Consider the following 13,254-nt stretch of genomic DNA (forward strand, 5'->3'; position numbering starts at 1 on the left):
TACTCATTTAGGAACTAACTCCGCGCAAGTATTCGCAACACAATGCGTTGCATCAGCGTGAGCAGCGTCATGCGCGGCTTTCACCATAGATTGCACAACACTGTCAGAAACAAATAGGCTGTTAAGCATTTGCGCTAAAGTTGTTCCGTTAAATTCTTTTTGTGGTAATAATTTTGCAGCACCACGAGAGACTAAATACATCGCATTTTTTGTTTGATGGTCGTCAACAGCGTGTGGAAGTGGCACAAATATAGCGGGTTTAGCCGCCATCGCTAATTCTGAGACCGTTAGGGCACCCGATCGACAAACAACGACGTCAGCCCACTGATAAGCAGCAGCCATATCTTCAATAAATTCTGTTACTTTTACTTTGTCTGCTGACAAGCCAAATTTTTTATAACTTTCAAGTACAGCCGTTTGATTATCACGACCTGTTTGATGCCACACATCAATATTTTGCAGCTGGATCTGCTTTAATGCCTGTGGCACTGTATCGTTTAAAATTTTAGCGCCAAGGCTACCACCCACCACTAGCACTTTTTTACTGCTGCTAGGGTTTGTGGGAACAACCGGCGTTAAGGCGGTTATTTCTTTGCGTAACGGGTTACCAACCACTTGAAAAATGACATTACTTGCAAAAGCACTAGGGAATGCGCTTAAGACTTTTGTTGCGATCTTCGCTAAGTAACGGTTTGTCATGCCAGCAACCGCATTTTGTTCATGTAGCACTAAAGGAATATGCATTAACCATGCAGCAAAACCGCCTGGTCCACTCGCATAACCGCCCATACCTAGGACAACATCAGGCTTTATCTTACGTAATAACCTAATTGACTGTAAAACTGACTGTAATAATTTAAACGGTATTTTAACGCGCTCAAATAAACTTTTATTGCGAATACCCGCAATATTAATAAAAGAAATGTCGAAGCCGTGTTGCGGAACAATGGTTGCTTCCATACGCTTTTCAGTACCAAGCCAATGTATCGTCCAGCCTTGTGCTTTTAGCATTTCTGCAACGGCTATACCGGGGAAAATATGTCCACCCGTACCACCAGCCATCACTAATAAAGTAGGTGATTTCTTGCTAGTTTTTTCTTCAAATCCAGTCATATTGTTCACCCTCCTTATCATGTTCTGTTTTGGGTTTTTCTGCTGTTTTATTGTTCAAGTTATTTTTCTTTATTTTGCTTTTTTTTAATTTTTTCTTAGTGGTTGCCTGAATACTTTGCAAGCGGATCTCATGATCAATTCTCATTAAGATAAACACCGCCATTGTCATGACTATCATCGAGCTGCCACCGTAACTTAACAACGGCATAGTTAAACCTTTCGTAGGTACTGCGCCGACACTAGCCCCGACATTAACCGCTGCTTGAAAGCTAATCCAAATACCAATAGCGTAAGCGAAAAAACCTTCAAAATATTTTTCTTTTTGTAAAGCAATTCTGCCAAGTAATAGTGCTTTAACCACTAACAACATGCTCAATAATAAGATCACGCTTATACCAACAAAACCAAATTCTTCTGCTACAACTGCCATCACAAAATCAGTATGTGCTTCAGGCAAATACTCTAATTTTTGAATGCTATTGCCTAAACCTTGCCCAAATATTTCACCACGGCCATACGCCATTAATGACTGTGTTAATTGATAACCACTACCAAAAGGGTCTTCCCACGGATCTAAAAAGCCAGTAACACGCGCCCAACGATAAGGAGAAAAATAAGCGAGCGCGGATAATAAACTAATGCCAACGCCAGATACACAAGCAAATTGCCAAAGTTTAGCGCCCGCTAAAAATAGTAAGCCGAAAGTAGTCACAAACATCACAATAATGGTGCCTAAATCGGGTTGCATTAATAACAATGCGCCGAGTACACCAAAGACAATCAGTGGTTTAGCGAACCCTTTCACGTTTTCCATAACTTCATCGCGACGACGTACTAAGTAAGCCGATAAATAGCAAAAGAAAAACAACTTTGCTGGCTCTGCCGCTTGCAGGGTGATCGGCCCAACAACAATCCAGCGTGTTGACCCATTAACAGTTCGACCAATCACTAAAACCACCATTAAAAGCAAAATACCCACGAGCAACAAATGCCCACTGTGTTTTTGCCAAAGGCTCATTGGTATACTCATGGTAATAAAAGCAACCATAAGGCTTATACAGATATAGATAAAATGACGTTCTATAAAGTGGAATGGGTCATTAAACAATCGCTCTGCAACTGGCATTGATGAACTTGCTACCATGATTAAACCAATCATATACATACTGATCGCAAGTAATAAGTAGCTACGATCAAACGTCGCGCTACTTTGACTTTGCTCTATTAATAACCATTGTGGCAATTTTATATTATCGAGGCGCGATAAAACGGATGTAGGCATTAGTTCACCTCTCCCAATAATTGAGCTTTACTTTGTAAAGCAATATTATTAACGGCGTTAACAAAAACATCGCCGCGCTCAGCAAAGTTTTTAAACATATCAATGCTGGCACAAGCAGGAGAAAGTAACACGATATCACCAGATTTAGCGATATCACCTAACGTATTGACCGCTTCTTCAATACTGATAACTTGAGTATTTTTTGTTTGAGCTTGCTTTGCTAACAAAGCAATCTCATTACCGTCTTTACCTAAGGTAAAAACGTGTTCTACATATTTCGCTATAACCGCTTGTAAAGGGGAAAAATCAGCACCTTTACCTTCGCCACCTGCAATAACATATAAGTTATTCGTTGCAGACATCATTGCAGCTAAGCCTTCTATTGCCGCCAATGTTGCCCCCACATTGGTTGCTTTAGAATCGTTAATCCATTGGACATTTTTATAGGTTGAAACGAGCTGACAGCGATGTTCTAAGCTTTTAAATTCAACAAGATGTTCTACCATTTCGTTTATAGACCAACCTGCACAGTGTCCCAAGGCTAATACGGCCAAACAGTTCAATGCATTATGTAAACCTGCTATTGGCAGCTTATTCACACCAATAATCGCTGTTGAGCCAAACATACATTGTGTTTGCCCATCAATGACATCAAGTCCAAAGTGACCTTGCGTTGCGGGCCCACTTCCAAATGAAATAACATGTTGCACGTTACCCTTAACATGAGTGTTTACATCGTCACGATTAATAACAGCTGTTTGACACTGCGGGTATATACCTTGTTTTATTGCTATATAATTTTCTAAGGTTTTATGACGATCTAGATGGTCATCACTAATATTTAATACCGCTCCTGCAATCGCTTGCATACTGCGTAACGTTTCTAATTGAAAACTAGAGAGTTCTAAAACTAAGCAGTCGAGTAATTTTTTTGATTGGTCAAGAACAGGGACGCCAATGTTTCCACCTAATTCAACTTTTTTACCCAGTTTTTGTCCAATAAAAGTTAATAAGGAAACAACAGTAGATTTACCATTTGACCCCGTAACCGCGAGAATGGGCGTATTATTGTTTTGACAATAAAGCTCAACGTCACCTGCGACAATGGTATTTTTATTTATCGTACCAGCGATATCGGCAATATGGGTATCAATACCTGGGCTGACTAATAGAATATCGGCTGAAGCGATAAGCACTTTGTCCCATCGACCTAAAATTAACGGTATTGATGGAAAATCTTGTTTGAAAACATCAACATTCAACGCGTTTTTTCGACTGTCATTTACCGAGCATGTTAGGCCATTTTCTTTTAAATAACGCACACAAGACAACCCTGTTAATCCTGCACCGAGGACAACAATTTTTTTGGCTGTTAACTGCGCTAATGCTAGCGGAGCTTGTGAGGTTTCTTGTGTCATTTTATACTTTTATACCTATATTTTTTCACTGAGTTAATAAATAATTAACGAAGTTTTAATGTTGCTAAACCAATGAGTACTAACACTAACGAGATGATCCAAAAACGGACAATAACTCTAGGCTCTGGCCAGCCTTTTAATTCGTAATGATGGTGAATAGGCGCCATACGGAAAATACGTTGACCACGTAATTTGTATGATCCAACCTGTAAAATTACCGACACCGTTTCCATCACAAAAACACCGCCCATAATAAACAAGACTAATTCTTGACGAACTAACACAGCGATAACACCTAAGGCGGCGCCCAATGCTAAAGAGCCGACATCGCCCATGAAGACCTGTGCTGGATAAGTATTGAACCAAAGAAAACCTAAACCTGCACCCACAATAGCGGTACAAACAACAACGAGTTCACTTGCCATGGCTATATGAGGTATATGTAAATATTCAGAGAAATTTGCATGCCCTGTCATGTAAGCAAATATCGCAAATGCGCCGGCAACCATTATTGTTGGCACTATCGCTAAGCCATCTAAACCGTCGGTTAAATTCACCGCGTTACTTGTACCTACAATGACAAAATAAGTCATTGCCACATAGAAAATACCCAGTTGAGGTAAGACATCTTTGACAAAAGGAATAAGGAGACTCGTTTCTTCTGGACTTTGTGCAAGAGAATATAAAAACAATGCGGTCGCTAAACCCGCGACAGTTTGCCAAAAATATTTCCAGCGAGCGATTAAGCCATTGGCATCTTTTCGGATAACTTTTCTGTAATCGTCAACAAAACCAATAATGCCAAAGCTGGTGATAACAAACAGCACGACCCAAACATAGGTATTACTTAAGTCTGCCCATAACAAAACACTAACGACAATCGCCGCTAAAATTAAAATCCCGCCCATGGTTGGCGTACCCGTTTTGACCAAATGGCTTTGGGGACCATCGTCACGAACCACTTGACCCACTTGCATATTTTGTAAATAACGAATCAGTTTAGGGCCAAAGTATAAAGAAATAATTAACGCTGTTAAGGTACTAACAATGGCACGAAACGTCAGATATGAAAAAACATTAAAAAAACTGTAATACTGTGTTAAATATTCACTTAGCCAAACTAGCATGAACTTTTCTCCGATGAATTGTGTTCTAAAGTTGACGAAGAGAGATCTGCATTTTTACGCCAGTTAATAATATCTTGCACTACATTTTCCATACGGGCGCTACGTGAACCTTTAACTAAAATAGAGATCGTTTGTTGTTCATTTTCCAACAAAGAAATTAAGCAACACATTAATGGTGTTCTTTCACTGAAGTGGTGTCCCTGAAAAGCATCTGCTGAGCTTTGACTCAACACACCAATGGTGAGTAATTCATCAATTTTACAGTGTTTAGCATACTCGCCCACTTCTTGATGATAACCACGCGCTTGCGCGCCTAATTCACCCATATCACCCAAAATAAGGATGCGACGACCAGAATAACTTGCCAGTAAGTCGGTGGCGGCTTTTATTGATTCAACATTCGCGTTGTAAGTGTCATCAATTAATTTAAACGTTGGTGTTAACTGATGTAAGTTCAATCGCCCTTTCACTGTCAACATTTCTGCCAGGCCCAAACGAATATCATCAAGGCTTGCACCAAATTCTAAAGCAATGGTTGCTGCCGCTACGGCATTACAAACATTGTGTTTACCGGGCACTGTTAATTCAATAAATGTATTGCCGTAATAGGTATGTAAAGTGAAGCTTGCACAACCGTTATCGTCGAGCACCGCATCACTAGAAAAGCAGTCAGCGGCTTGTTCGCATGAAAATGTTCTCACCTTTTTATCGGTTAAGCGCCATTGCCATTTATTAGCCAATTTACAATCTTGATTATAAAGTGCCACGCCATTACTGTTTAGCCCTTCGAAAATCTCACCTTTAGCGCGCGCAACACCAGATAAATCGCCAAAACCTTCTAAATGAGCCGCCGCAATATTATTAATAATGGCGACATCAGGCTTCACTAATGCTGTGGTATAAGCTATTTCACCCATGTGATTTGCGCCTAATTCAACAACGGCAAAGTCATGTTGTGGTTCAAGACGTAATAAAGTCAATGGCACGCCAATATCATTATTAAAATTACCGTTTGTTGCTAATACGTTGCCTAAACGCGACAAAATAGCAGCGACCATTTCTTTAACCGTGGTTTTACCGCTACTACCAGTGATAGCAACCGTTTTAGGAGCAACTTTTTCTTTTACATAAGCCGCTATTTTGCCTAATGCTATGTGGGTATCGCTTACAATAATTTGAGGGATGTCAATTTCACATTGATGATCAACAATAACGGCTTCACAGCCGAGTAAAATGACCTGTTCAAGAAAGCGGTGAGCATCGAAATTAGGTCCTTTTAATGCAAGGAACAATTCACCTTTAACTAAAGCTCGGCTATCAGTATTGATACTATTAATAGTAATATCTTTTCCAACAAGCTTGCCATCAACGGCCAGCGCTATTTCAGCTAAGCATAATGGGATCATAAAATAGCTCCGACAATTTCATTTTTTTGTTGGTAACGTTCATAAATTGATTTGATAAATTCACGTTCGTTATAGTTAATTTTTTCTTTACCCGCAACGATATACTCTTCATGGCCTTTACCGGCAAGCAAGACCATGTCATCAGCTTTAGCTTTTGCTAATGTGGCTACAATAGCCAATTCACGGTCAAGTAAAACGGTAACATCCTCAGGTTTAATACAACCTGCAAGCATATCAACGACAATATCTTCAGCTTGTTCTGTTCTTGGATTATCAGTCGTAAACACGAGATGGTCAGCACACTTTTCCGCGGCTTGCGCCATCAGTGGCCGCTTACCTTTGTCTCGGTCACCACCGCAGCCAAAAACCACCCATAAATCGCCGATACAATGATGACGACAAGCATCTAATGCACTTTTCAAAGCATCAGGTGTATGTGCATAGTCAACGATAGTGGTCGCCTTTTCATGGGCTTTGAAGGTTTCCATACGTCCAACAATGGGGGTTAACGATTTAACCGCAACGGCTATATCACTTAATAAGATATTTTTGCTCATTAAAACAGCAATAGCAGCAAGTAAATTTTCAATATTGAAATCGCCAATTAATACACTTTCAATTTTTTGTTCACCCAGATGCGTATTCAGTGTGAATTTAACACCACTCGCATCCGTTTTAATATTGCAAGCTTGTGCATAAGCTGAAAATTTCGAAATAGCTAACGATTTACCATAAACAATAGTAGTTTGTTTATTTGACCAATGGGCTAACCAATACTGAGCTTGCTCGTCGTCACCGTTTATAATCGCTATTTGCGCAGCATCATGGCTAAAAATCTTGTATTTAGCGTTAGCATAGTTGGCCATTGTTTTATGGTAATCAAGATGATCGCGTGACAAGTTAGTAAATACCGCAATATCGAGTAAGTTGGACATAACACGTTGCTGTTCAAGCGCATGAGAAGATATTTCCATAGCCACATTTTTGCAATGGTCAGCCGAAAACTCAGCCATTAACTGATGCAACTGTGTCGCAGCTGGTGTAGTGTTCTCAACTGCTTGTAGTGATTCAATTTGTCCAGCGCCATTCGTACCTATAACAGCCGTTCTTTGTTGGCAGCTCGCTAATAATTTTGAAATTATTTGACTGGTACTGGTTTTGCCATTCGTGCCAGTAATACCTATTACTGTCATCGTTTGTTGTGGATTTTGATAATAAGCTTTTGAGAAAGCAAAAAGTTGTTCATTGAGCTTATAAAAATAGACTTGTGGTATTTTTTTGGCTGAGTCTGCTTTGGTTAGATAAACAATCTGACCATGCTGCGCTGCATCTGTGCATTCAGCGATAACGAAAGCCCCCTTTAAAGAGACGGCATTAGCAATGTAATCATTGCCATTTTGCTGACTTCCTATCACCGCACAAAACACGTCGCCTGCTTTTAATTTACGCGTGTCGTTAACTAAATCGCCCAAGCTAAGAGGAAAGTCTGTTTGTTCTGCCAACCGTTCTGTCGGTAAATTAAACGCCTTTAAAACAGCAAAAAATTTCGTTTGGCTCAATGAAAAAGTAAAATCAGGCATCTGCTTGCTCCTGTTTCGCTTTCGCTACCAGTTTACCTTTACTTTCTGTCGGTCTATTTTCAGCAACACGTTTTGCGTCAGGTGCAATATTCAATACCCGTAGTGCGCCCTTCATGACTCTTGAAAAGACAGGAGAAGCGACTTCACCGCCGTGGTATAAATCACCGCCAGGTTCATTGATCACCACCACAACAACAATAGCGGGATCAGAAATAGGCGCCATACCCGCAAAGAGTCCAACGTACTCATTACCGTAACCACCCGCAAAAGCTTTAATAGCAGTGCCAGTTTTACCACCAACACGATAACCTTCTACTTTAGCATTTGAAGTATGTTCATCAACAACGTGCTCTAGCATCCCTACAACTTCTTGACTAGATTGCTGCGAGAAAACACGTACATCACGTAGCGGTATAGTATCAAGGGTACCTTGCTTAATAATAGTCAGTGGTTTTTTAATACCGCCATTAGCTAATGTTGAATAAAACCTTGCCAGTTGTATAGGAGTAACAGCAACCCCATGCCCCCATGACAAAGTGGCTAGTTCAAATTCAGACCAACGATGGCGATTATGCATAATACCAGAGCTTTCACCGACCAAACCCACGCCAGTTTGTTCGCCAAACCCTGCATCAAAAAACTTATTAAGTAAAAATTCTTTTGGTACAGAAAGGGCTAACTTAGTGGTACCCATATTTGATGAATGCACTAAAATATCAGTAACACTTAATTTTCCACGGTTAATCGTATCACCTACACGACGTCCGCCTAAGCGCATCCAACCTGGGCTGGTATCAATAATGCTATCCGCTTTAACTGAGCCGAACTCTAATGCAGTTAATGCGGTTAATGGTTTTAAAGTAGAACCTGGCTCATAAAAGTCGGTAATCGCTCGGTTTCGAAAACGATGAATTGCCGTATTTCGGCGATTATTAGGATTATAAGACGGGCTATTAACCAATGCTAAAATTTCGCCCGTATGAACATTCGTAACAACAACGGACCCTGACGATGCTTTAAATGCTTTTACGGCACCTTTCAATTCTTTGTAAGCAATCGCTTGTATTCGTTGGTCAATACTTAATACGATATCTTTAGGCTGAGTAGATGCTTGTTCAGAAAGAATTTCTATTTTGCGACCTTTCGCATCTTTACGGTATTTTTTTTCACCATCGGTACCGGTGAGTAATTGATCATAAACATGTTCAACGCCCTCAATACCTTTATCATCAACATTGGTAAAGCCCACAACATGAGCACTAATTTCTCCTGACGGATAAAAACGTTTTGATTCTTTACGTAAATGAATGCCCGGTATTTTAAGTTCTTTGATATATTTAGCCATAGCGGGCGACACTTTACGTTCAACGTAGACAAATCGTTTGCTTGGATTTTTAATGATCTGTTCAGTCAATTTATTTACATTACGCCCTAAAACATCAGCAAGTGCTTGCCAATGTTCTTTCATTGCGAGGGCATTATTTTCCATAACTATTTTAGGATCAGCCCAGACGGTTTCAACAGGTACACTTATTGCTAATTCACGGCCATTACGATCGACAATTGAACCTCGTTGTACCGTATGAGCTGCAGTGCGTAATGAACGCATATCCCCTTGTTTTTTCAACATGTCAGGTTCAATGATTTGAATATATGCACTACGGGCCAGTAATCCCACATAGACAAACACAATTAAGCCTAGCACCACGTAAAAACGCCATGCCACCGAAATTTGCTGTTTGTCTGGTTGTTTCTTCACTAACTTGCTCATTATAGTTGAATGATGACTTCCGAATTAATATTCGGTCTTTTCATCTGTAATAATTTACTGGCTTTGCTTTCTATTGTGCTGTGCTCAGCTAGGCTGTTTTGCTCTAATAATAAATTCCGCCATTCAATATCTAATTCATCTCGCTCTGTTAATAATATTTCCAAACCACTGGTGGTTTGACGATTTAAATGGGTAAAGTAAATCACCGAAAATGCTGACATCACGACCACCAGCAACAACAAATATGTAAATATATATCGTTGAATGTCATAAAGAATATCAAGTGGCAGTACCATTTTCGAGTTTGCCATAACTATAACAACCACATTAATGCGGTAATCTCATTGCAACCCGCATGACTGAGCTTCGTGAACGTTTATTTTCTTCCACTTCACTTTCACTAGGTTTTAGTCTTCGACCAATCAAGGCTAATTTTTTACCTTTATTGAGTTCCTCTTCACTAATAGGTAAACCCCGAGGAACTTTCTTTCCTTGAGAGTGCTTTTTCATAAACTGCTTCACAAGGCGGTCTTCTAAAGAATGGAAGCTAATGACCACTAAACGGCCATTTTCAGCAAGTACGGAAAGCGATGCAGCCAGCACTTTTTCAATTTGCTCTAACTCACTATTAATATAAATGCGGATAGCTTGAAAGCTACGTGTCGCGGGATGCTTTTTGATTTCGCGTTGTGGCGCAGTCGTTTGAATAATCTTCGCTAATTGGCTGGTACGGGTATAAGGTGTTTCTTCACGAGTATCAACAATTGCGTTAGCAATTCGCCAGGCATGCTTTTCTTCACCGAAGGTACGTAGTACCCAAGTAATGTCTTCAACATCAGCCACCGCTATCCATTCGGCAGCTGTTTGACCCCGTGTAGTGTCCATACGCATATCCAGTGGGCCATCTTTCATAAAGCTAAAGCCACGTTCTGCTTCGTCAAGTTGCGGCGAAGACACGCCTAGGTCAAGTAAAATACCGTCAACTTTTTCAAGTAACTGATGTTTTTCTGCAATGCTTTCTAAATCAGCAAAACCTTCGTGCTCAATAGTAAATCGAGCATCATCAGCAAATTTCTCAGCCGCTTTAATCGCGGTGAGATCTCTATCAATAGCGATGAGTCGCCCATTTTCAGAAAGCTGAGAAAGAATAAGCGCTGAATGGCCGCCTCGGCCAAAAGTGCAGTCGATATAGGTACCATTGGGGTTAATAGCGAGTCCGGCTACTGCTTCGTCAAGCAATACCGAGATATGTGAATTATCTAATTTCATTTTGGGTAACACCATCTTACTGAATACCAAGTGATCAATTCGGTATCGGGTTTATTAACTATTTTTAGTTTTAATTTTAATTTTAATTTTAATTTTAATTTTGCTATTTACAGTGATAAGTCTAACAAGCGGTCAGTCAACTCAATTTCACCTGACTGAATTTGGCTAATGCCTCTTTGCATTTGCGCTTGCCATGCATTTTCACTCCAAATTTCAAACTTTTTCAATTGTCCAACCAGCATCACACCTTTTTCTAAATTGGCATGAAGACGCAACGGACCATTAATCAATAAACGACCACTCTTATCAATTTCACAATCAGAAGCATTACCTAAAAGTACTTGCTGTAACAATCGCTCTTGTGAGTTCATGCTAGACAAACTACACAATTTCAATTCTATTTCTTCCCATTCAGGAAGCGGGTAAAGGAGTAGGCAGGGATGTTGAATATCGACGGTACAAACCATTTTTCCTTGGCAATCAGCAAATAGCTCTTCGCGGTACTTGGTCGGTACCGTGATTCTATTTTTGCTGTCGAGCGTAATTGCGCTAGTGCCTCTAAACATAATCCTGCTTTATTATTTTAGTAATCCCTTAAGATCCACTAATTCCCACTTATTCCCACATTGATGTAGTTTAGTGAGAAAAGTAAAGCCATGTCAAGCAAATATTAGTATAAATGAAAAGGCCTAACACCAATAAAATTAAGGCTTTGAGCAAAGTTGATGAATTTGTGGGGTTTTGTGGATCATCACCCCAATATCTGCGTTAAAATTAATTTTTAAGCTGTTTTTGAGGAAAACATAGGCAGTTAGCGACCACTTACGTGATACCAACCAGCCCTATTATTAACAACCAAAAAGCGAAGAATAATTTCAACTTAGTTGCGGAGAAACGGGTGACTAACGTCTTAGCAAAAATGCCACCAAGCACCGCGCCAGGGCCAGGGCCAGGGCCAGCAAAAATGACGACTTGCCAGTAAACGTCAAATTGAATAAAGGTATGCTGCCAAATAGCTGCCCACACTGTAAAAGCTGAAACAATTACCGCTGCGGCAACCGCCAAGCTGATATCAAAACGGCGTAAAATCAAATATATGGCCAACAACTCACCTACGCCTACTGATAACCAAGCGGTTAACGCCCCGCCAAAAAAACCTATTGTTATTAAGGCGAGCCAATCAAAAAGATAAAGTTGGCTGCATTCGCGATGCGCCTTTAAAAAGAACACCGTAACAATAATAAATACCCCAAGTACCAAAGAAAACCAGCTAAAGCTTTGATATAAAGAGGATGGTGATGTGATTTGGTTACCATAAACCCACCAAATTCCAACAATTGAGCTAGCTGTGGTGATGCTAATAATACGTTTAAAACCTTGCCATAAACGTAATTGCGTTTTTTCATGCTTATAATGAAACCACCACGTGAGGGCACCTGCGGTCATACCAAAACATTGAATAGCAAAGCTAGTCGCTATCGATTGTTGTTCAGTAAAGTTGAGTTGATTAAACAATGGAATAAAGACAACACCACCGCCCGCACCTGTCGAATTCGCAAAAATAGCGCCAAGAACCCCCATAAAACTAAATACCCCATATTCATTGATGCTTTCAAGTGTTAACGGAGACAGAAAAAGCATGCCAAGCCAGATAGCAATAAAGGTAAAAATGAAATTAGGATTGTTTAAGCGAAGGAAACTCATCAATAATGAATGCTAGCTTTGCTGATCAAGTTTTTCAGTTAGGAATAAAATCGCGGCTGCTGATAAGTTTTTATTAGAGATATAGCTGCGCCCTTTAGCGTGTTTTATTAACCAACCCAGCTGGGTCGTTTCAATGAATAGCACATCAGGCCACAATAACGTTAGGCTGGCATAAAATGATTTACTCACAATCCCCTGTTCATCTATCGTCAAGTCAACATTACCTTTTGCTGCTTTACTGAGCATTTGGCGCATAACCCACCAAGGTTTTTGATAATAAGTACTCACAGCTTCGAGAATACCTACAGCAAAAACAAACCAAGCGAAATAGGGATTCATTTGCGTAAACAACACCAATAACATGCCCGCAATAGTTAAAGCGATTGATTTTTTATAAGCATTAATAGGGGTAACAATGACAACAGATTCACTAAAACATTCTTGAAAGTGTGCTTTGTCTAGTTCGTAAGTTGTTGAGTAGGAAAACGGCTGCGACATAGTGGTTATAAACTCAGATAAAATAATGGTGTTATTTTACCTGAGTTTCTCTCAAATGATGAAGTAAATAGTCATTAATAGTCGTG

12 protein-coding genes are annotated in these 13,254 nt (G+C 40.0%); all 12 read right to left on the minus strand.

Annotation, left to right across the window (positions count from 1 at the left end):
- Positions 1-3: 3 nt before the first annotated feature.
- Complete coding sequence (gene murG / locus H4J52_RS11640) at positions 4-1,113, minus strand: undecaprenyldiphospho-muramoylpentapeptide beta-N-acetylglucosaminyltransferase (protein ID WP_182177113.1); 1,110 nt, start codon at positions 1,111-1,113, stop codon at positions 4-6.
- Positions 1,100-2,395: a cell division protein FtsW gene (gene ftsW / locus H4J52_RS11645; protein WP_182177114.1), complete on the minus strand. Its 1,296-nt coding sequence runs from the start codon at positions 2,393-2,395 to the stop codon at positions 1,100-1,102. Before ftsW ends, murG begins: the two co-directional genes overlap by 14 nt.
- A complete protein-coding gene (murD, locus tag H4J52_RS11650; protein ID WP_182177115.1) occupies positions 2,395-3,813 on the minus strand; it encodes a UDP-N-acetylmuramoyl-L-alanine--D-glutamate ligase in 1,419 nt (472 codons plus the stop codon). Before murD ends, ftsW begins: the two co-directional genes overlap by 1 nt.
- A gap of 44 nt (positions 3,814-3,857) precedes the next feature.
- Positions 3,858-4,940, minus strand: a complete 1,083-nt coding sequence (gene mraY / locus H4J52_RS11655; RefSeq protein WP_182177116.1) for a phospho-N-acetylmuramoyl-pentapeptide-transferase — start codon at positions 4,938-4,940, stop codon at positions 3,858-3,860.
- On the minus strand, positions 4,934-6,346 hold the full coding sequence (gene murF, locus H4J52_RS11660) for a UDP-N-acetylmuramoyl-tripeptide--D-alanyl-D-alanine ligase (RefSeq protein WP_182177117.1): 1,413 nt from the start codon (positions 6,344-6,346) through the stop codon (positions 4,934-4,936). Before murF ends, mraY begins: the two co-directional genes overlap by 7 nt.
- Complete coding sequence (locus H4J52_RS11665; RefSeq protein WP_182177118.1) at positions 6,343-7,926, minus strand: UDP-N-acetylmuramoyl-L-alanyl-D-glutamate--2,6-diaminopimelate ligase; 1,584 nt, start codon at positions 7,924-7,926, stop codon at positions 6,343-6,345. Before H4J52_RS11665 ends, murF begins: the two co-directional genes overlap by 4 nt.
- Positions 7,919-9,697: a penicillin-binding transpeptidase domain-containing protein gene (locus H4J52_RS11670; protein WP_182177119.1), complete on the minus strand. Its 1,779-nt coding sequence runs from the start codon at positions 9,695-9,697 to the stop codon at positions 7,919-7,921. The genes H4J52_RS11665 and H4J52_RS11670 overlap by 8 nt, the downstream gene beginning before the upstream one ends.
- Entirely contained in the window at positions 9,697-10,008 is a 312-nt protein-coding gene (ftsL, locus tag H4J52_RS11675) for a cell division protein FtsL (protein ID WP_259366602.1), read from the minus strand. Before ftsL ends, H4J52_RS11670 begins: the two co-directional genes overlap by 1 nt.
- 16 nt (positions 10,009-10,024) lie before the next feature.
- A complete protein-coding gene (rsmH, locus tag H4J52_RS11680; protein WP_182177120.1) occupies positions 10,025-10,966 on the minus strand; it encodes a 16S rRNA (cytosine(1402)-N(4))-methyltransferase RsmH in 942 nt (313 codons plus the stop codon).
- A gap of 107 nt (positions 10,967-11,073) precedes the next feature.
- Entirely contained in the window at positions 11,074-11,532 is a 459-nt protein-coding gene (gene mraZ, locus H4J52_RS11685; protein WP_182177121.1) for a division/cell wall cluster transcriptional repressor MraZ, read from the minus strand.
- Positions 11,533-11,788: 256 nt separating this feature from the next.
- Positions 11,789-12,670, minus strand: coding sequence for a sulfite exporter TauE/SafE family protein (locus H4J52_RS11690; RefSeq protein ID WP_182224892.1), 882 nt, complete (start codon positions 12,668-12,670; stop codon positions 11,789-11,791).
- Between the two features lie 12 nt (positions 12,671-12,682).
- On the minus strand, positions 12,683-13,168 hold the full coding sequence (locus tag H4J52_RS11695; RefSeq protein WP_182224743.1) for a YcxB family protein: 486 nt from the start codon (positions 13,166-13,168) through the stop codon (positions 12,683-12,685).
- Positions 13,169-13,254 lie beyond the last annotated feature (86 nt).

Source organism: Colwellia sp. MB02u-14 (assembly GCF_014076915.1).
Lineage (GTDB): Bacteria > Pseudomonadota > Gammaproteobacteria > Enterobacterales > Alteromonadaceae > Colwellia_A.